Consider the following 20,145-nt stretch of genomic DNA (forward strand, 5'->3'; position numbering starts at 1 on the left):
AAGGACACCCCGTGCAGTTCGGTTTCAGTTCGTACTCCTTCTACCAGCACCTGCGTACCGGCAAGATGAGCCTTCTGGACGTCATCGACTGGATCGGCGCCAGCGACGCCACCCACATGGAGATCGCGACGGTGTCGCTCTCGCCCGAGATCTCCAACGACACCTCCACCCTCGACCAGGACCCCGGTTTCGTGAAGGAGATCAAGACCCGGGCGGCCGACCAGGGTGTGACCCTGTCGAACCTCGTCGTCCCGGCCGACCTGCTCGGCCCGGACGCCCAGAAGCACATGGAGCGGGTCAAGCGGCACATCGACGTGGCCGCCGCACTGGACATCACCCTCTTCCGGCACGACGTCGCGAAGTGGGCCCACCGGGCGAAGGACGTCGCCGACTTCGAGGCGCTGATGCCCCGGATGGTGGCGGTGTGCAAGGAGATCGCCCAGTACGCCGCCCAGTACGGCATCACCACCAGTGTGGAGAACCACGGGCTGCTGATGAACGGTGGTGAGCGGGTCCGCCGCCTGATCCACCTGGTCGACGAGCCGAACTTCAAGACCACCCTCGACGTCGGCAACTTCATGTCGGTGGACGAGAACCCGGTGGTGGCGGTCGCCGAGAACGCCCCGTACGCCAGCATCGTCCACCTGAAGGACTTCTACGTCCGTTCGCAGTTCCCGGGCGACGGTTGGCACCACACCTTCGGTGGGACCTACCTGCTCGGCTCGATCGTCGGCTACGGCGACCTGGACATGCGCCGGATCGTGCAGGGCGTCCTCGCCGCCGGTTACGACGGTTTCGTCTCCATCGAGTTCGAGGGCATCGAGGAGTGCCTGATGGCCAACACCGTCGGTCTGGCGAACACCAAGCGGCTCTTCGCCGAGGTGGGGGCGGCCAGGTGAGCAGGCTCGGTGTGGGCGTCATCGGCGTGGGAAGCATCGCGGAGATGCACCTCGCCGCGTACGCCGCCAACCCGGACGTCCACCTCGCCGGGGTGTACGACCTCAATCCCGAACGGAGTGCGCAGAAGGCGAAGACGTTCGACGTGGCCCGCGTGCACCCCACGCTCGACAGCCTGCTTGCCGACCCGGAGATCGACGCGGTGAGCATCTGCACGTGGAACGACACCCACGCCCAGATCGCCACGGCGGCCCTTGACGCCGGCAAGCACGTCCTGGTGGAGAAGCCGTTGAGCCGTACGGCGGGTGAGACCCAGGCGCTCGTCGAGGCCGTCGAGCGGAACCGACGGCACCTGGAGGTCGGCTTCGTCAGGCGGTTCGGCTCGAACGCCCGGGTCCTCAAGTCGTTCGTGGACAACGGGCTGCTCGGCGACATCTACCACGCCCGCGCGACGAACATCCGACGGATCGGGAACCCGGGTGGGTGGTTCGCCGACCAGGCCAGGTCCGGGGGTGGGCCGCTCATCGACATCGGGGTGCACGCGCTGGACCTCTGCTGGTACTTCATGGGCACCCCGAAGGCGGTGACGGTCAGCGCCGTCACCCACTCGCCGTTGGGGAACCGGGCCAACGTGACGTCCCTGTCGCGGTACAAGGTCGCTGACTACGACCCCACGCAGAGCGACGTCGAGGACTTCGCCGCAGCCCTCATCCGTTTCGACGACGGCTCGTCCCTGACCCTTGAGACGAGCTACTCACTGCACGCCCTCGAAGACCGCCTCGAAGTGGCGGTCTTCGGTGAGCGGGGTGGCGCGGAACTCGAACCGCAGTTGCGTATCGCCACCGAGATGCACGACACCGTCCTGAACGTGGGACCCCAGATCGACCACCTCTCGTTCGACTTCGCCGAGGGTTTCCGCAACGAGATCACGCACTTCGTCTCGCTGTGTCTCGGAGAGGCGGAGAAGGTGGCACCGGTCTCGCACGGTGTCGAGGTCATGCGGATGCTCGACGGGATCTACGAGTCGGCGCGGACCGGTCGAGAAGTCCGGCTCTCCTGACATGGCCGCCGCTGCGCGTACGGTCCGGGTGGGGGTGGTGGGATGCGGCAACGTCAGTTCCCGGTATCTCGCCAACCTCGCGGGCCGGTCGGCGGTCACCGTTGTCGCCTGCGCCGACGCCGATCCGGCGCGGGCGCGGGCGCTCGGGCAGGCCCACGGGGTGCCGGAGGTGCACTCGGTCGACGCGCTGCTGGCCGCTGCGGACGTCGACCTGGTGCTCAACCTGACCCCGCCGAGGGTGCACGCCGAGGTGACCCTGCGCGCCCTGGCGCAGGGCAAGCACGTCTACACGGAGAAGCCCCTGGCCACCACGATGGCCGACGGCCACCGCATCCTGGACGCCGCCCGGGCCCGGTCGTTGTGGGTCGGCACCGCCCCGGACACCTTCCTGGGTGCCGGGGCGCGGACCTGTGCGGCCCTCCTCGCCCAGGGGGCGATCGGGACCCCGACCTCGGTGAACGCCGCCATGATGAACCCGGGTCCGGAGCGGTTCCACCCGGAGCCGGAGTTCCTCTACCAGGAGGGGGCCGGGCCGCTGTTCGACATCGGTCCGTACTACCTCTCGGTCCTGACCGCCCTGATGGGTTCCGTCGTCCGGGTCGGGGCCCTGGGCGCGTCGGCGCGCGCCGAGCGCGTGGTGTTGACCGGGCCTCGCGCTGGGTCGACCTTCACCGTGGAGACCCTCACCCACGTCAACAGCGTCCTGGAGTTCGCGAGCGGGGCCGTGGGCATGCTGGTGACCAGTTTCGACGTCGCGGCGACGCGGACGCCGCACCTGGAGATCCACGGCACCGAGGGCACCGTCGTCGCCGCCCAGGCCAACTCCTGGGGCGGCCCGGTGCTGCTCAAGAACGCCGGTAGCGACTTCGCCGAGGTGCTCCCGGGCCCCCACGAGTCGGACGGGTTCATGGGGATGGGCCTCGTCGACATGGCCGAGGCGATCCTGACGGGCCGTCGCCCGCAGGCGACGGGGGCACGCGGTCTGCACGTGCTCGAAGTGCTGACCGCCATCGCCTCGGCCGCTCGGGCGGGTGGCGGCTTCACCACGATCGAGTCGAGGTGGGAGAGCCCCTGACGCCCGTCGCCGAGCCGCCGGGGCTCATCCGCAACGGCCGACCGGTTCGCCGGTGACCACCCGGATCGTCACCCCGGTTCGAAGAGGGAGTCCGGGGTGGCGGGGGTGATCGCCTCGGCCTGGTGCCGGGGTGGGGGAAGGTCCCGGACGAGCCGCCGGGAGTACCGGCGTACCCCCTGGTCGTCGGTCCGGGCGGTGACCGCGACGGTGACCATCCGGATCGGCTCCGGTGGGGTGGCGAAGCCCCGGCTGCCCCACCGCACCCAGATCGGTATCCGCCCCGCAGCGGCCTCGGCGAGGAGCTTGTCGACGGTACGGCGACGGTCGGTGTGGTCGACCTCGAAGACCATGGGCGGCGCGTCGGGCCGGGCGCAGGCGACGTCGACGACGGAGTGCTGCCCGGACATCGGCGGTGGCAGGGGTACGACGCTCGCGGCGCGTCGGTAGACCCGCCACCGGCGTTCGCGGCCCCACTCGACGATCGTGTCGACGAGCAACGCGGTGACCTGCTCGGTGGTGCTGTCGGTGAAGGTCAGCCCGGTGAGCCGGTCGGACAGGGACGCGACCAGAACGGCGTCGTCGTCGTGGTTCGTCATGCCCGCTCGTGTCCTCCGGCCCGCAGGTGTGACGTGGTGTCCGGCGCGCGTCGGGACATGCTACGCCCCGGCGGTGAGGGGGGTCCGTGGGGCCTGTCGCGGCCCCGGGCCCGGCGACACCGTCGTGGCGGACGTCCGCCCTGGTCAGCCCGGTTTCCCGGCAAAAACCCCAGTCTGGTGGTCGGGGGGACGAGAACCCCGCACGGTCATCTCCGTCGATCCCGGATTACGACGAATTTCGTCATTCTCAAAGAGTTAGGCGACGATTTCGTCAACTCTATGGACATGAACTGGCGTTCCTCGTACAGTCCGTGCATCTTCCGATCTCGGGATGCTGGAGAACACCACGTGAACACTGCCGCCCCGGAAGCCACCACCATGTCGGCTGCCGAACTGCACACCTCCGCCACTGTCGTGGACGGAAGTACGGTCATCGAACTCAGCGACGCCCACCTCGACCGGATCCGCCGGGGCGGGGTGACAGCGGTGAACCACACCGTCACCACGCCGTACGCGGACACCGTCACCGCCCTTCGTCAGGTGAACCGGTGCCGGCGGTGGATCGACGAGCACCCCGACGACGTGCTGCTCGCGCTCACCGTGGCCGACATCGAGCGGGCCAAGGCCGAGGGCAAGGAAGCCGTCATCTTCGGTCCGCAGGACACCGAGATGATCGGTGTCGACCTGGACCTGCTCGGCACCTTCTACGACCTGGGTGTCCGCATCCTGCAACTGACCTACCAGCGGCAGAACCTGCTCGGTGCCGGCTGCGGCGAGGAGGTCGACCCCGGACTCACCCACCGGGGCCGGTCGTTCGTCCAGGCGATGGACGAGCTGGGCATCCTGGTCGACGTCTCACACTGCGGCGAACGCACCGGACTGGACGCCATGGAGGCCTCCGCGAAGCCGGTCGTCGTCACGCACTCCTTCTGCGACGCGATGTCGCCGCACATCCGGGCCAAGTCGGACGGATACCTGCGCACCCTCGGGGAGCAGGGCGGCGTCATGGGTATCACCACCCTGTCAGGGTTCCTCTACTACCCGGACGCCCCGTCCCGGCGTCCCGACCTCACCCGTTTCGTCGAGCACGTCAGCCGCGTGGTGGAGGTGGCGGGCATCGACCACGTCGCCATCGCCACCGACTACGACGAGACGTGGACCGAGCCGATGCGGATCGCCCAGCTGAAGTCCATCGCGCAGTCGAAGTCCAAGGAGCACCAGAACCTCCTCGGCGACTTCGGTTGGAACGAGCGTCGGGCGATCGGTATGGACGACGCCTCGGACTTCCCCAATTTCACCGAGGCGTTCCTCGCCGGCGGCTTCTCGCCTGAGGACGTGACCAAGATCCTCGGTGCCAACTGGCTTCGGGTCTACGGGGAGACGTGGAAGCCGGCGTGACCTGTAAGTGCTGACAGTGACACCAGCCAAGGAGACCCATGCGATCTCGAATTCTTACCAGGGTGCTGGCGGTGGGCGTCGTCGCGGCGCTCGCGGCCGGCTGCTCCGGCGGCGAACCGCCGTCGACAAATAACGGGGACAGCGGCAACGACGGCCTGATGGGCAACGTGCGGCTGGAGGACGACGCCCAACCGGACGGCGACCCGAAGTCCGGCGGACGGCTCAGCATCATGATCCGCCTGGACGCCCAGGAACTGGACCCGCACAAGATGTCGGAGACCTCGGCCTTCGTCATCAACGAGCAGATCTACGAGTCGCTGGTCCAGTCCTACCGGGGCGAGATCAAGCCGGGGATCGCCGAGTCCTGGGAGCAGAGCGAGGACGGCCAGAAGGTCACGTTCAAGCTGCGCGACAACGCGTACTTCCACAGCGGCCGGCAGGTCAACGCGGCGGACGTCAAGTACTCGATCGAGCGGATCCAGAACCCGGAGACGCGGGCCCCCCGGGCGCGCAGCTACGAGGGGATCACCGCTGTCGACGCGGTCGACGAGCGTACCGTCGAGATGACCCTCGCCACGCCGAACGCCGCCATCCTGACCCTGCTCTCCACCGCCGCGTCCTCGATCGTGGACCGGACCGTGGTCGAGGCCGAGGGTGGTCTCAACGGCAGCGTCGACGGTGGCAGCGGTCCGTTCAAGCTCACCTCCCGGGTCACCGGCCAGGCCATCAAGCTGGACAAGCACGACCGGTACTGGGAGCCCGGCGTGCCGTACCTGGACGGGCTGGACTTCACCTTCAACCCCGACGACAACGCCCGGGCGGCCGCCGTCCGCAGCGGCACCGTCGACTTCCTCTGGCGGCCCGCGCCCGAGTTCATCGACGCCCTCAAGCGTGACGAGGGCCTGAAGTGGTACGGCGGCTCCGGCTCGCTCTCGCTGCACCTGCGCCTCAACACCTCCAAGGCGCCGTACGACGACGTCAAGGTCCGGCAGGCCGTCTTCCTGGCACTGGACCGGCAGGAGATCCTCAACGTCGCCAACTCCGGCTTCGGCACCCCGCTCAACTCCGGCTACCTGCCCCCGGACCGGTTCGGCGCGCTGACCGAGCCGGTGTACGGCGAGCCGGACATCGAGAAGGCCAAGTCGCTGCTGGCCGAGGCGGGCTACCCCGACGGCTTCGAGGCGAAGCTGATGGTGATCGCCACCTCCGCGTTCCAGGTCCGGTCGGCCGAGGTCGAGCAGCAGCAGCTCGCCAAGATCGGCATCAAGGTGACCATCGAGTCGGTCGAGGCCACCATCGCCGACAGCCGGACCAAGTCCGGGGACTTCGACATGTACCAGTCCGGGTTCGGTCTGACCTACGACCCGGACGAGCGGTTCACCGCCAGCTTCCTCTCCGGTGGCGGCCTGAACTACGGCAACTGGAGCGACCAGGAGTACGAGAACCTGATCGTGCAGGCCCGCTCCGAGATGGACTCCGACAAGCGCGCCGCCCTCTACCAGCAGGCCGAGAAGATCCTCGCCGAGCGGGGACCGGTGGCCATGACCTTCCTCAACGCCGACTACGACGTGGTGCAGAAGGACGTCATGGGCTACCGGGGCGACGCCACCCCGACGTACCGGTTCTACAAGAACATCTGGCTCGACCGCTGACCCTGCGGTGGCGGGGGCGCCGCCCACCGGCGCCCCCGCCGGCTCTTCCGGCCACCACCTGTGACGAAAGGCAGGCCCATGACGTCCGTATCGCTGACCGAGCGCTACATCATCGCCGCTCGGCTCAAGGGCTACCTCAACAAGCACGCCGAGTCGGTGGCGCTGCTCACCGAGGCGCTGGAGCAGGACCCGGGCAGCGCCCGGCTGCTGCGCTTCCGGGGCCACCGGCGCATCTCGATCGGTGACTACACCGGTGCCGTCGAGGACCTGCGTGCCGCCGCCGACCAGCTCGACAAGGTCGAGGACGAGTACGAGATGTACCAGGTCGAGGTGGAGAAGGACGTCGTCAGCCTGATCCTCGGTCGGCCCGAGCAGGTACGGCCGCAGCACCTCAGCGAGGCGATGGCCGCGCAGGACCCGGCCGCCCTCGACAGGTACCTGACCACCCTGCACACCTCGGTCTGGTACCACCTCGGCGTCGCCCAGTACCTGCTCGGTGACTTCGAGGGCTGCCTGCCCAGTTTCCGGGAGGCCGAGCGCGCCTCCCGGCACCAGGAGGGCACCGTCGCCTCGCAGGACTGGCAGTACATGGCGCTGCGCCGGCTGGGCCGACCGGCCGAGGCCGACGAGGTGCTCGACCGGTTCCGCACGATCGAGCTGGTCGAGGAGGACCACCTCGTCGGGTACGAGGGCCGGATGCAGCTCTACACCGGTCAGATCAGCTCGGACCAGCTGTGGGCGATGTGCGAGGGCGACGGGCTGCGTACCGTCACCCAGGGCTACGGGCTGGGTAACTGGCACTACTACAACGGCGAGATCGACAAGGCCCGTGAGGTCTTCGACGGGGTGCTGGCCACCAACGTCAAGCACGCCTTCGCCTACCTGGCCGTGAAGGCCGAGTACGACCGCAACCCGGACTTCGCCGGCACCGCGACGACCAAGGAGAACTGACACCCATGGCAATCATCCGCGCCGAGATCAGCCCCCGTGACCAGGAGACCAAGGACGCGATCATCGCGGAACTGACCGACGTCCTGGTCAAGTACGGCTCCCCCCGGGAGAACACCCACGTCCTGCTCTACGAGGTCTCGCACGACAACTGGGCCAAGGGCGGCTTGAGCTACACCAAGCGGGCGGAGCAGGCGAAGGGGTCCTCGTGACCGACGGTCCACACGTCCTGATCACCCCGAACCTCGCCGAGCTGCTGCCGCAGCTGCACGAGCGGTACCCGGACTGCCGGTTCACGGCGGTGGCCGACGACGAACCGGCCCGCGAGGAGTACTTCGACGCCGAGGTGATCCTGCGCAGCGCGATGAACGAGGACCTCTTCGACGTGCTGCTCGACAGGTGTCAGAAGCTGCGGTGGGTGCAGATCACCGCCGCCGGTTTCGACTGGGTCGGCGGGGACGCCTGGCATCGCCGGCTCGACGAGGGACTGATCTACACCCGGTCTCCCAACTCGTACAACGTGCCGATCGCCGAGTACGTGATCGGGGCGGTGCTGCTGCACGCGCGGGCCTTCCCGGAGTACCGCGCGGCGCAGGAACGCCACGAGTGGGTCCGGGTGGTGGCCCAGGACGTCATCGGCAGCACGATGGTGGTGTTCGGCACCGGGGCGATCGGGCGGGAGGTGGCCTGGCGGGCCCGCGCGTTGGGCGTCGAGGTCATCGGCGTCAACCGGGCCGGCACCCCGGCCGAGGGGTTCGAGCGGGTGGAAGCGTACGCCGACCACCTCGCCCTGCTGCCGCAGGCCGACTCGGTGGTCCTCGCCATGCCGCTGACCAGCGAGAACCGGTACTTCTTCGACGCCGAGCGGTTCGCCGCGATGAAGGAGACAGCGGTCCTGGTCAACGTCGGACGGGGTGCGCTGATCGCCGAGGACGCCCTGGTCGAGGCGATGCAGGCCGGACGGATCGGCGCCGCCGTGCTCGACGTGTTCGAGGAGGAACCGCTGCCGGCGGAGAACCGGCTGTGGGATCTGCCGCGCACCACGATCACCCCGCACACCTCGTTCCGGGGGTCGGGCAACGTGCAGCGGCTCTACGCCGACTTCTGTGCCAACTTCGACCGCTATCGCGCCGGTGAGCAGTTGCTGGGCCTGAAGCGGCAGCCCGACCTGGGCTACTGACCCGGCACCACCACCCCGACGGCGGTCCGCGTGTCCTCCCGACGCGCGGGCCGCCGCCGTCTGCCACCGTCCGCCCGCGTGTGTCGTCGCGCCGCAGGACGGACGGGACGAAAAGGAAGGGTCCCTTCTCCAGAAGGGACCCTTCCTTTCGTGCGGGGGGAGCTAGCGCAGGAGGGTGCGGGCGGCGGTGAGGATGTCGGCGGTGCCCAGCAGGACCTGGTCGGCGGCGGGGCCGAGCGGGACGTAGCTGTCGACGCTGTTGACCCGGGCGATCGGCCCGGTGCGTCCGGCGTCGACGAGGGCGGCCACCACCGCCTCGGCGACCCCACCGCTGTGCCGGGTCTCGTCCACCACCAGGACCCGCGACGCACCGTCGAGGGCGGCGACCAGGCTCGCCGCCGGGAGCGGGGCCAACCACTGGAGGTCGACGACCCGGGTACGCACGCCCTCGGCGGCCAGGGTGTCGGCGACCTGGAGACTCATCGGTACGCCGTTGCCGAAGGAGACCAGGGCCAGGTCGGTGCCGTCGTCGCGGACGGTCCGTACCTCGCCCAGCGGGGTCGACGCCCAGTCCGCCGGTGGGGGATAGGGGGCGAGCCAGCCGCCGTCGCCGTCGGTGTGCAGGTCCCGCTGGTGGTAGAGGGCGATCGGTTCCAGGAAGACACAGACCCGCCCCTCCTGTTCGGCCAGGGCCAGGCACTGGCGCAGCAGGGCGGGGGCGGTGGCCGGGTGGGACGCCACGGCGAAGGCCAGTCCGGGGATGTCCCGCAGCACCGCCACCGAGTTGTCGTTGTGGAAGTGCCCCCCGAACCCCTTCTGGTACGCCAGTCCGGCGATCCGTACCACCATGCCGTTCTGGTAGCGGCCGGCGGAGAAGAACCGCAGCGAGGCGGCCTCGCCCCGGAGTTGGTCCTCGGCGTTGTGCAGGTACGCCAGGTACTGGATCTCCGGGATCGGCAGGGCACCGGCCAGCGCCCCACCGAGCGCCACCCCGAGGATGGTCTGCTCGTCGAGGAGGGTGTCGAAGACCCGGTCGGCGCCGAAGGCGCGCCGCAGCCCCCGGGTGGCGCCGTACACGCCGCCCTTGCGTGCCACGTCCTCGCCGAACACCTGGGCCTGCGGCCAGGTCAGCAGCGCGTCGTGCAGCGCCGCGTTGATCGACTGGGCCAGGGTGAGCGGGCCCCGGTCCTCGGGGAGCCGACCGCCGAAGAGTCGTTCCCGGTCGGTGCCGGGACGCCGGGCCGCGGTGGCCACCTGGGCCACCCGTCGGGTGGTCAACGGTGCGGTGACCGCCGCCGGGCTGTCCAGCCGCTGGACCCGCCCCGGGAGTGCCCGGGCCTGTTCCATCACCTGCTCGCGGGTCTCCTCGTACCGGGCGAGGACGTCGGCGGGGCCGAGGATCCCGCGCTGGGCGAGGAGGACGGCGGTGGCCAGGATCGGGTCCCGGGCGTACTCGGTGAGGATCTCCGCCTGCGTCCGGTAGGCAAGTTCCGCGTCGGACCCGGCGTGCCCCATGAACCGTACGGTGCCCAGGTGCAGGACGGCCGGACGCCGTCGGGTGCGGACCATCCGGGCGGTCTCGACGGCGGTGGCCAGCAGCCGGGCCGGGTCGGTGCCGTCGGCGGCGACGTACTCCACGCCGGGCAGGGCCGAGAGGGTACGCGCGATCCACCCCCGGGGTGAGCGGGTGCTGATGCCGATGCCGTTGTCCTCGCAGACCAGCAGCAGCGGCAGGGGGAGTCCCTGGTGGGCGCACCAACCGGCGGCGTTCAACGCCCCGGCGGCGGTGGAGTGGTTGGCCGAGGCGTCACCGAAGCTGGATACGACAAGGGCGTCGGCCGGGTACCCGGTGTTCCCACCCGGTACGCCCCGGCCGAGGGCGAAGGCCATGCCCAGGGCGCGGGGCAGGTGGGAGGCGATGGTGGAGGTCTGCGGGACGATGTTGAGTTCCCGGTGGCCGAAGACCTTGTGTCGGCCGCCGGAGATCGGGTCGTACCGGGACGCGGCGGCCGAGTGCAGCACGTCGGCGACCGGGGTGGTGCCGGGGACCTGTCCGGCGCGGGCGGCGTAGAAGCCACCGGAGCGGTAGTGCAGCAGGGCGGGGTCGGTGGGGCGCAGGGCCAGGGCGACCGCGGCGTTGCTCTCGTGACCGCTGGACCCGATGGTGTAGAACCCCTCCCGGTGCGACTGCAACCAGCGCAGTGCCAGGTCCAGGTGTCGGCTCTGCAACTGGGCGTCGAGGTAGGCCAGGAGCAGCCCGGGGTCGACGTCGACCTCCGGGCTGGGCTCGGCCGGCACCTGACGGCCCGTGGACCATTCGGTGAGCCGGCGGACCAGGTGCTCGTCGACGGTTTCCACGGTGGTGCTCCTTGCCGGTAGTCGACCGGACCGGCGCGTGGTTCGACGCCGGTCCGGTCGCGGGTGGTGGCCCGGTTCGTGGCCGGTGCGGTTGCCGGCCGTACGGGGGGTCGGGCTGGTCGTGGTGTCGGTCAGCGGCTGGACCGGCCGCGCAGGCGGGGGTCCAGGGCGTCACGCAGGGTGTCGCCCAGCAGGTTGAAGCCGAGAACGGTGATCATGATGCAGATGCCGGGTACGACCGAGGGCCAGACCGAGATCTCCATGAAGGACTTCCCGTTCGACAGCATCGAACCCCAGGACGGCTGCGGGGGCTGGACGCCGAGCCCGAGGTAGCCCAGGGACGCCTCGATCAGGATCGCGTACGCCAGGCTGGTGGTGAACTGCACCGCGATCGGGGCGATGGAGTTGGGCAGGATGTACTTGAGGATGAGTCGGGTGTTGCTCAGTCCGACGGCCTGCCCCGACTCGACGTATGGCTCGCGCCGGATGCTCATCGCGGTGCCCCGCACGATCCGGGCGAAGCTGGGGATGAAGACGATGACCAGGGCGAGGATGAGGTTCTCGGTGCCCGGACCCCGGGCGGCCACCACGGCGAGGGCGAGCAGCAGGGTGGGGAACGAGAACATGATGTCGGTGGCCGGGGTGATGATCGCGTCGAGGAAGCCCCGGTAGAAACCGGCGAGGAGCCCGAGCAGGACGCCGATCGCCCCGGCGCAGGTCACCACGATCAGACTGACCGTCAACGAGGTGCGGGCGCCGTACAGTGCCCGGCTGAGCAGGTCCCGCCCGGCCTCGTCGGCTCCGAGCAGGAACGTTCCGCTGGGCGAGGCGAGGCGCTGGTTGGACATCGCTGTCGGGTCGTACGGCGCGATGAGCGGGGCGAGGACCGCCGCCCCGGTCATCAGGACCACGATGACCAGGCCGATCGCACCGACCCGGTCCCGCATGATCTGCCGGAGCACCTGGGCGGTACGGCGACCGGCCCGGGCCAGGGGTTCCTGTGCCCGACGCCGGGTGGGGCGGTCGGGGGCGACTTCAGTGACCACTGCGCAACCTCGGATCCAGGTAGGTGTACAGGAGATCGACGACGAGGTTGACCACCACGTAGAAGAAGGCCAGGAAGAGCAGGGTGCCCTGGACCACCGGGTAGTCGCGTTGGCTGATCCCTCGGATGACCATCGTGCCCAGCCCCGGCCAGGCGAAGACCTGCTCGACGATGACGGTGCCACCGAGCAGGGCGCCGGCCTGGATGCCGATGACGGTGACCACCGGAATCAGCGAGTTGCGCAGCGCGTGCCGGGCGACCACCACCCGTTCGGCGAGCCCCTTGGCCCGTGCGGTCCGCACGTAGTCCTGGTTGAGGACCTCCAGCATGCTGGAGCGGGTCATCCGCATGCTGATGGCGGCGAGGCTGGCGCCGAGGGTGATGGCGGGCAGGAGCAGGTACTTCAGGCTGCCCCAGAAGCCCTCTCCCTCACCCGCGCCCTGCGAGGGCAGCCAGCCCAGCGAGACCGAGAAGACGTAGACCAGCAGGATGCCGAGCCAGAAGTTCGGCAGGGAGAGCCCGATCAGGGAGCCGATCCGGGTGCCGGCGTCGAGCAGCCCGTTGCGCTTGGTGGCGCTGATGACGCCGAGCGGGATCGAGATGAGGATCGAGACCACCAGCGCCGAGACCGCCAGGAGCAGTGTCGACGGGAAGCGCTGCATGATCTCTTCGAGGACCGGCTGACCGGTCCGCATGGAGGTGCCCAGGTCTCCCTGGAGAAGGGCGCCGAGCCAGCGCAGGAACTGCTCGTGCACGGGCATGTCCAGCCCGAAGTAGCGGCGTAACTCGGCCTCGACAGCCGGGTCCCCGAAATCCTGGCCCATGATCGAACTGATCACGTCACCGGGGATCATGCGGATGACGAGGAACGAGATCACGGAGATCCCGAACAGGACCGGTACCACCGACAACAGGCGGATCAGCGTCATGCGTAGCACGGGCTCGGCTCCCTGTTCAGGTCAGGCCCCGGATCCGGGCACGCCGGACGCCGGTCCTGTCTCTACTGTGGACTCCTCATCACTGGTGGCGATGTCGCGGGCCCATTCGTGGGCTCGCTTCGCCACCCGCAGCACCATCACCGACCGGCTCTCCATCACCCCGTCGAGGTGGCCGAGCCGCTCCGTCCAGAACGTCCGCATGGCGTTGCTGGAGGCGAAGTAGCCGACGGCGATGATGTCGAACTGTCCGGTCACGTGGTAGACGTACGAGATCTCCGGCATGCCGGCCAGCTTCTCGATCAGCTGTTCGGTGGCGCCGGGGGCGCTCTGGATCTCGAACAGGGTGTGCACGGGGCGCCCCATGAAGCCTGCGCTGGGGATCACCGCGTAGTGCACCTGACCGTCTGTGATCAGTCGTTCGAGTCGCCGCCGGACGGATCCCTCGGAAAGACCGACCTTCGCCGCGAGTGCGACATTTGTCTGTCGGGGGTCCTGGACCAGCTCCCGGATGATGCTGCGATCTTTTTCGATCGAGCTCTTGGATGCCATCTCACTCCAACTGACTGGGTGACGTAATTCGTCGCTGCCGGGAGCCTAGACGACGAACATCGTCTGTGCAACACTCCTGGTTGACGAATGGCGGCGTTCAGGTGAACTAACACTGGGGGGCTCGATGGCCTTGTTGGAGGTACGGGACCTACGGACGGAGTTCCGCGCTGCCCGAGGTTCGGTGACCGCTGTGGACGGTGTCTCGTTCACCGTCGACGCGGGCGAGATGGTGGCATTGGTGGGGGAGTCCGGCTGCGGCAAGTCCGCGACCGCGCAGTCCATCATGGGCCTGATCGTGCCGCCCGCGGGTCAGGTCACCGGTGGGCAGGTGCTGTTCGAGGGACGGGACCTGCTGCGGCTGCGCCCCCGTGAGCTGCGGGCCGTCCGGGGCAAGCGGATGGCGATGATCTTCCAGGACCCGATGACCTCGCTGAACCCGGTGCTGACCATCGGCAGACAGCTCACCGAGGCCCTGGAACTGCACCTCGGACTGAGCCGCCGGGCCGCCCGGACCCGCGCCGTGGAGCTGCTGGACATGGTCCGCATCCCGGCGGCCGAGACCCGGCTCGGGGCGTACCCCCACCAACTCTCCGGCGGGATGCGGCAACGCGTGATGATCGCGATGGCGCTCTCCTGCGACCCGCAGCTGATCCTCGCCGACGAGATCACCACCGCCCTCGACGTCACCATCCAGGCGCAGATCCTGGAACTCCTGCGCGACCTGGCCAAACAGACCCAGACGGCGCTGCTGTTCATCACCCACGACCTCGGGGTGGTGGCCGGGATGGCCGAACGGGTCAACGTCATGTACGCCGGCCAGATCGTCGAACGGGCCGAGACGGTGGACCTGTTCCACCGCCCCCAGATGCCCTACACCTGGGGGCTGCTGGGCTCGGTGCCCCGACTGGACCTGGCCCGGGGCGGGAAGCTGCGACCGATCGCCGGCCGCCCGCCGGAGCTGACCGAGATCCCCGTCGGCTGCCGGTTCGGGCCGCGCTGCGTACACGCCCGCGACCTGTGCCGCGAGACCCCACCCGAGCTCACCACGGTTCGCGAGACCCCCGACCGGGGGCAGCTGACCCGCTGCTGGGGCACCGGCCCCACCGAGCTGGGTGGCTGGCTCTCCACCCAGGACCGGCACGTCGATCCCACGACCGCCCAGGACCGGCACGTCGACGCCACGACGGAGGGAAGCTGATGCCCGACACCCCCGCCCCCGCCGCCGTACTCCCGGAGACCGCCGCGCCCACGGAGAGCCTGCTGCGGGTCCGCGACCTGGCGGTCGACTTCAAGGTCCCGGTACGCGGCTCGCTGCGCGCCGGCCGCCTGCGCGCGGTCTCCGGGGTCAACCTGGACATCCGACGCGGCGAGATCCTCGGCGTGGTGGGGGAGTCCGGCTGCGGCAAGTCCACCACCGGCCGGGCCATCCTCCAACTGCTCAAGCCCAGCGTCGGGTCGGTGTCCTTCGACGGCACCGAACTGACCACCCTGAGCCGCTCCCGGATGCGCGGGATGCGTCGCCGGATGCAGATGATCTTCCAGGATCCGTACGCCTCGCTGAACCCCCGGATGAGCATCGGCGAGCTGATCGAGGAACCCCTGCTGGTCCACACCGACCTCTCCGGTGCCGGTCGGCGGGCCAAGGCGTTGGACACCATGCAACTGGTCGGGCTCAGCCCGCAGTGGCACGACCGCTACCCGCACGAGTTCTCCGGCGGCCAGCGCCAACGGGTCGGCATCGCCCGTGCCCTGGTCAGCAGCCCGGAGTTCGTGGTCGCCGACGAGCCGGTCTCCGCCCTCGACGTCTCCGTCCAGGCCCAGATCGTCAACCTGCTCGAAGAGCTCCAGGACGACCTCGGGCTGACCATGATGTTCATCGCGCACGACCTGGCGGTGGTCCGCCACCTCTGCGACCGGATCGCTGTGATGTACCTCGGCACAGTGGTCGAGGTCGGCGAGTGCGAGAGCATGTACACCCGGCCCCGGCACCCGTACACCCAGGCCCTGCTCTCGGCGGTGCCGATCCCCGACCCCCTGGTCGAGGTGGAGCGCAACCGCCGGATCCTCACCGGGGACGTACCGAGCCCGCTCAACCCGCCGTCGGGGTGCCGGTTCCGGACCCGCTGCTGGAAGGCCCAGGACGTCTGCGCCACGCAGGAGCCGCAGCTCACCACCGCCGCCGACGGTAACCAGGTGGCCTGCCACTTCCCGGAGAACACCGACGGGCAGGACCAGCCCGTTCCCGCCACCGCCGGTGAGCGGTGACCATGTCCGTACCGCAGCATCTGAACCTTGTCGACGGTGAGTGGGTCGACGGCGAACGCCGACCCAACACCAACCCGGCCCGCCCCGACGAGATGGTCAGCGAGTACGCCCAGGCCGACCCGGGCACCGTCCGGGCCGCGATCGAGGCCGCCCGGCGGGCCCAGCCCGGGTGGGCCCGGCAGCCCGTCGCGGAGCGGATGGGGCTGCTCGACCGGATCGGCACCGCCATCCTGGCCCGGGTCGAGGAACTCGCCGTCCTGCTCGCCCGGGAGGAGGGAAAACTCCTCGCCGAGGCGCGGGGGGAGGTCACCCGCGCCGGGCAGACCTTCCGGTACTACGCCCACCAGCTCCTGCAACCCACAGGTGAGGTGTACGCCTCCACCCGCCCCGACGTCCACGCCGAGGTACGCCGCCGCCCGCTGGGCGTGGTCGGGATCATCACCCCCTGGAACTACCCGCTGGCCATCCCGGCGTGGAAGGTCGCACCCGCCCTGGCGTACGGCAACACCGTGGTCCTCAAGCCCGCCGACCTGGTCCCCGCCTCGGCCGGGGAACTGGCCCGGATCGTCGTCGACGCCGGCGCCCCGCCCGGGGTGTTCAACATGGTCCTCGGCGAGGGACGGGTCGTGGGGGAGGAACTGCTCACCTCGACGGCTATCGACGGGATCTCGTTCACCGGCGGCACCACCACCGGCGCCCACGTCGCCAGAGAGTGCATCGAGCACGGCAACAAGCGGTTCCAACTGGAGATGGGCGGCAAGAACCCCCTCGTCGTCCTGGACGACGCCGACCTGGACGTGGCGGTCGGCTGCGCCCTCGACGGCAGCTTCTTCAGCACCGGCCAGCGCTGCACCGCCTCCAGTCGGCTGATCGTGCAGGCCGGGATCCACGACCGGTTCGTGGCGGCCCTCGCGGCGGCCACCGACGCGCTGCGGGTCGGCGACCCGCTCGACCCGGACAGCCAACTCGGCCCGGTCGCCAGCTCCGGCCAGCTGCGGCAGAACCTCGACTACGTCCGGGTCGGCGTCGACGAGGGGGCCACCGTCGTGGCCGGCGGAACCCACCGACCCGAGGACGGACAGTTCATGCGCCCCACCCTGCTCACCGGCGCTCGCAGCGACATGCGGGTGGCCCGGGAGGAGATCTTCGGACCGGTCAGCTGCGTTGTCCGGGTCGACGACCTGGACGAGGCGGTCGACGTCGCCAACGACACCCCGTACGGGCTCTCCGCCGGGATCGTCACCACCTCCCTGCGGGCGGCGGAACTGTTCAAACGCGACGCCCGCGCCGGCATCGTCTCGGTCAACCTGCCCACCGCCGGCACCGAACTGCACCTGCCGTTCGGCGGGACCGGCGCGTCCAACCACGGCCCCCGGGAGCAGGGCGGATACGCCCGGGACTTCTACACGGTGCCGGTCACCTGCTACACCGGCTGGTGAGCGCCGTGTCGACCCCGAAGATCCTGCTCACCGAACCCATCGCCGCCGCCGGGATGGACCTGCTGCGGGCGGCCGGTGACGTCCACGTCGCCCACGCCACCGACCCGGCGACCCTTGCCGAGCCGCTGGCCACCGCCGACGCCCTCGTGGTGCGCTCCTCCCCGGTCACCGCCGCGATGCTGGAGGCCGCACCCCGGCTCAAGGTGGTCGGTCGGCACGGCGCCGGACTCGACGGCATCGACCTGGCCGCCGCCGACCGGCTCGGCATCCCGGTGGTCGGCACCCCCGGTGCCAACGCCGAGTCCGTCGCCGAGTTCGTCATCCTCGCCGCCCTGACCCTGGCCCGGCAGGCCCCACCGGCCGTCGCGTCGCTCGCCCGGGGGGACTTCCCGCCAGGCCGGTCGCTGCCCTCGTCGGTGGTCGCCGCCGGCCTGACCGGGACGATGCTCACCGGCCGTACCCTCGGGCTGGTCGGGTTCGGCGCGATCGGCCGGGGGGTGGCGGCCCGGGCACGAGCCCTCGGCATGACGGTCGTCGCGTACGACGTCGCCGCGCCCACCCCGCCCGAGGGGGTCCGCCTGGTCGACCTGGACACCCTGCTCGACAACGCCGACGTGGTGAGCCTGCACGTACCGCAGACCCCGGCGACCACCGGACTGATCGGACCCGCCGCCCTGACCCGGATGCGCCCGCACGCCCTGTTGGTCAACACCGCCCGGGCCGGTGTGGTGGACACTGGAGCGGTCCTCGACGCCCTCGACGCCGGCAGGCTGCGCGGGTACGCCGTCGACGTGTTCCACCCCGAACCGCCCGACCCCACCCATCCGCTCCTGCACCACCCGAGGGTCTTCGCCACCCCGCACATGGCGGCGATGACCCACGACGCGCTCGACGCCATGGCCACTGCCGTGGCACGTGGCGTGCTCGCGCACCTGACCGCACCGGAAGGAACCCGACCGTGACCCTGTCCGTACCCGCCTCCACCCTCGACTACTTCGGGATCGGCGGGCTCGTCGACGACGACACCCGGGAACTCCAGGCCGCCGTCCGGGGTTTCGTGGACCGGCGGATCCGCCCGAACATCGCCACCTGGTACGAGGAGGGGAAGCTGCCCGCCCGGGAACTCGCCCGGGAACTGGGTGAACTCGGCGTACTCGGCATGCACCTGGAGGGGTACGGCTGCGCCGGCACCTCCGCCACCGCGTACGGCCTGGCCTGCTTCGAGCTGGAGGCGGGCGACTCGGGGCTGCGGTCACTGGTCTCGGTGCAGGGCTCCCTGGCCATGTACGCCATCTGGCGGTTCGGATCCGAGGAGCAGAAGCAGCAGTGGCTGCCCCGGATGGCATCCGGTGAGGCGATCGGCTGCTTCGGACTGACCGAGCCGGACTTCGGCTCGGACCCGGGCGGAATGCGGACCCGGGCCCGCCGTGACGGCGGGGACTGGGTCCTCAACGGCACCAAGATGTGGATCACCAACGGGTCGATCGCTGACGTCGCAGTGGTGTGGGCCCACACCGACGAGGGGGTCCGGGGGTTCCTGGTCCCCGCCGGCACCCCGGGCTTCACCGCACCGGAGATCACCCGCAAGCAGTCGCTGCGCGCCTCGGTCACCTCCGAGCTGGTCCTCGACGACGTCCGGCTGCCCGCCGACGCGCTGCTGCCCGAGGCGGCCGGGCTCTCCGGTCCGCTCTCCTGCCTCAACGAGGCCCGGTTCGGCATCGTCTTCGGTGCCCTCGGCGCGGCCGACGACTGCCTGCAGACCACCATCGGATACGCCCGCACCCGGCAGATCTTCGACCGGCCGCTGGCCGCGTACCAGGCGACCCAGCTCAAGCTTGCCGACATGGGTCTGGAACTGGGCAAGGGGATGCTGCTCGCGTTGCACCTGGGCGCGGCCAAGGACGCCGGCACCCTCGACCACCGGCAGATCAGCCTCGGCAAACTCAACAGCGTCCGGGAGGCCATCGCGATCGCCCGCGAGTGCCGGACGATTCTCGGCGCGGCCGGGATCACCCTCGACTACCCGATCATCCGGCACGCGGCGAACCTGGAGTCCGTGCTCACCTACGAGGGCACCTCCGAGGTGCACCAGCTCATCATCGGTCAGACCCTGACCGGGCACGCCGCCTTCCGCTGACTTTCGCCCGGCACCACACCCCCTGGTTACGCAGAGTGCCAGGGGGTGTCTGCTGTGGTCTGGCGGGCGGGTTGTGACCGGTGGTGGACCGAGGCGTGAATGGGGATTTTTGCCGACCTATTTCCCCTGTTCAGAATGGTCGCTGGTGGCGTACGTGAGGGTGGCTCGTGGCATGCCTCCATCACGAATTCGGACATATCGCTTCGTCGCTTGGCGGTGACCATGAGTAGTTTCGGGGTATCGCCGGCGTCGATGTCCCTGGTTCGGTCGGGTGTTCGTCGTGGGGGTGTCCGGCGTTCGCAAGGGTCGCCGTCCGGCCGGCGGTGTCGCCAGAGGGGGTGTGGGATGACTCGGGCACCGGCGCAGTTGTTGGCTGTGCGTAGCCTGCTGTTGCGGTATCTGAACACGGATCCGAATGTGGTGCGGGACGACGATCTGGAGCCGGCGGAGGTCGGGATCGTGGGGGACGCGTCGCATCGGGGTGGTTATCACTGTGGTGCGGATCGGGTGGTGACCAACGACTACTCGGTGGTGGAGTCGCCGCGGGATCGTAACGGGCTGACCCTGGACGCGTCGGCGTTGGACGTGGGGTGGTTCTCGGTGCGCTC

18 protein-coding genes and 1 pseudogene are annotated in these 20,145 nt (G+C 70.0%); 14 read left to right on the plus strand and 5 right to left on the minus strand.

Features of this window, described 5'->3' with window-relative positions:
• From ABT336_RS15840 to ABT336_RS15850, 3 genes are all read left to right on the plus strand, one after another.
• A partial coding sequence (locus tag ABT336_RS15840; protein WP_350897334.1) for a sugar phosphate isomerase/epimerase family protein occupies positions 1–899 on the plus strand: 899 nt, incomplete at its 5' end.
• Positions 896–1,957 carry a Gfo/Idh/MocA family protein gene (locus ABT336_RS15845; RefSeq protein WP_350897335.1) on the plus strand — a complete coding sequence of 354 codons (1,062 nt, stop codon included), beginning with the start codon at positions 896–898 and terminating at the stop codon, positions 1,955–1,957. The genes ABT336_RS15840 and ABT336_RS15845, both read left to right, overlap by 4 nt.
• Position 1,958: 1 nt before the next feature.
• The gene (locus ABT336_RS15850) at positions 1,959–3,032 is read left to right on the plus strand and encodes a Gfo/Idh/MocA family protein (RefSeq protein ID WP_350897336.1); all 1,074 of its coding nucleotides are present in this window, start codon (positions 1,959–1,961) and stop codon (positions 3,030–3,032) included.
• A 68-nt stretch (positions 3,033–3,100) separates the two neighbouring features.
• Here the strand turns inward: ABT336_RS15850 and ABT336_RS15855 are convergent, their stop codons facing one another.
• The gene (locus tag ABT336_RS15855; protein ID WP_350897337.1) at positions 3,101–3,628 is read right to left on the minus strand and encodes a hypothetical protein; all 528 of its coding nucleotides are present in this window, start codon (positions 3,626–3,628) and stop codon (positions 3,101–3,103) included.
• Positions 3,629–3,976: 348 nt separating this feature from the next.
• On the opposite strand from ABT336_RS15855, the gene ABT336_RS15860 reads away from it, so the two are divergent.
• From ABT336_RS15860 to ABT336_RS15880, 5 genes are all read left to right on the plus strand, one after another.
• On the plus strand, positions 3,977–5,026 hold the full coding sequence (locus ABT336_RS15860; protein WP_350897338.1) for a dipeptidase: 1,050 nt from the start codon (positions 3,977–3,979) through the stop codon (positions 5,024–5,026).
• A 38-nt stretch (positions 5,027–5,064) separates the two neighbouring features.
• Positions 5,065–6,678, plus strand: a complete 1,614-nt coding sequence (locus ABT336_RS15865; RefSeq protein ID WP_350897339.1) for an ABC transporter substrate-binding protein — start codon at positions 5,065–5,067, stop codon at positions 6,676–6,678.
• Positions 6,679–6,756: 78 nt separating this feature from the next.
• A complete protein-coding gene (locus ABT336_RS15870; RefSeq protein ID WP_350897340.1) occupies positions 6,757–7,629 on the plus strand; it encodes a tetratricopeptide repeat protein in 873 nt (290 codons plus the stop codon).
• Between the two features lie 5 nt (positions 7,630–7,634).
• A complete protein-coding gene (locus tag ABT336_RS15875; RefSeq protein WP_350897341.1) occupies positions 7,635–7,838 on the plus strand; it encodes a tautomerase family protein in 204 nt (67 codons plus the stop codon).
• Positions 7,835–8,806: a D-2-hydroxyacid dehydrogenase gene (locus tag ABT336_RS15880; RefSeq protein ID WP_350897342.1), complete on the plus strand. Its 972-nt coding sequence runs from the start codon at positions 7,835–7,837 to the stop codon at positions 8,804–8,806. The genes ABT336_RS15875 and ABT336_RS15880 overlap by 4 nt, the downstream gene beginning before the upstream one ends.
• A 162-nt stretch (positions 8,807–8,968) precedes the next feature.
• Here the strand turns inward: ABT336_RS15880 and ABT336_RS15885 are convergent, their stop codons facing one another.
• From ABT336_RS15885 to ABT336_RS15900, 4 genes are all read right to left on the minus strand, one after another.
• Positions 8,969–11,164, minus strand: coding sequence for a thiamine pyrophosphate-dependent enzyme (locus ABT336_RS15885; RefSeq protein WP_502891187.1), 2,196 nt, complete (start codon positions 11,162–11,164; stop codon positions 8,969–8,971).
• A gap of 131 nt (positions 11,165–11,295) precedes the next feature.
• The gene (locus tag ABT336_RS15890) at positions 11,296–12,210 is read right to left on the minus strand and encodes an ABC transporter permease (RefSeq protein ID WP_350897343.1); all 915 of its coding nucleotides are present in this window, start codon (positions 12,208–12,210) and stop codon (positions 11,296–11,298) included.
• A complete protein-coding gene (gene nikB / locus ABT336_RS15895) occupies positions 12,200–13,138 on the minus strand; it encodes a nickel ABC transporter permease (protein WP_350897344.1) in 939 nt (312 codons plus the stop codon). The genes ABT336_RS15890 and nikB overlap by 11 nt, the downstream gene beginning before the upstream one ends.
• Before the next feature lie 30 nt (positions 13,139–13,168).
• Positions 13,169–13,696, minus strand: coding sequence for an Lrp/AsnC family transcriptional regulator (locus ABT336_RS15900; protein ID WP_350897345.1), 528 nt, complete (start codon positions 13,694–13,696; stop codon positions 13,169–13,171).
• A gap of 124 nt (positions 13,697–13,820) precedes the next feature.
• On the opposite strand from ABT336_RS15900, the gene ABT336_RS15905 reads away from it, so the two are divergent.
• The 6 genes and pseudogenes from ABT336_RS15905 to ABT336_RS15930 form a co-directional block, all read left to right on the plus strand.
• A complete protein-coding gene (locus ABT336_RS15905; RefSeq protein ID WP_350897346.1) occupies positions 13,821–14,894 on the plus strand; it encodes an ABC transporter ATP-binding protein in 1,074 nt (357 codons plus the stop codon).
• Positions 14,894–15,961: an ABC transporter ATP-binding protein gene (locus tag ABT336_RS15910; RefSeq protein ID WP_350897347.1), complete on the plus strand. Its 1,068-nt coding sequence runs from the start codon at positions 14,894–14,896 to the stop codon at positions 15,959–15,961. Before ABT336_RS15905 ends, ABT336_RS15910 begins: the two co-directional genes overlap by 1 nt.
• Positions 15,962–15,963: 2 nt before the next feature.
• Positions 15,964–17,400: an aldehyde dehydrogenase family protein gene (locus ABT336_RS15915; protein ID WP_350897351.1), complete on the plus strand. Its 1,437-nt coding sequence runs from the start codon at positions 15,964–15,966 to the stop codon at positions 17,398–17,400.
• Positions 17,397–18,362, plus strand: coding sequence for a hydroxyacid dehydrogenase (locus ABT336_RS15920; RefSeq protein WP_350897348.1), 966 nt, complete (start codon positions 17,397–17,399; stop codon positions 18,360–18,362). The genes ABT336_RS15915 and ABT336_RS15920 overlap by 4 nt, the downstream gene beginning before the upstream one ends.
• A gap of 38 nt (positions 18,363–18,400) precedes the next feature.
• Entirely contained in the window at positions 18,401–19,537 is a 1,137-nt protein-coding gene (locus ABT336_RS15925; protein ID WP_434744074.1) for an acyl-CoA dehydrogenase family protein, read from the plus strand.
• A 345-nt stretch (positions 19,538–19,882) separates the two neighbouring features.
• Positions 19,883–20,145 (plus strand): annotated as a pseudogene (locus ABT336_RS15930) (hypothetical protein); the annotation flags it as partial.

Source organism: Micromonospora sp. NPDC000207 (genome assembly GCF_040300925.1).
Classification (GTDB): Bacteria; Actinomycetota; Actinomycetes; order Mycobacteriales; family Micromonosporaceae; genus Micromonospora.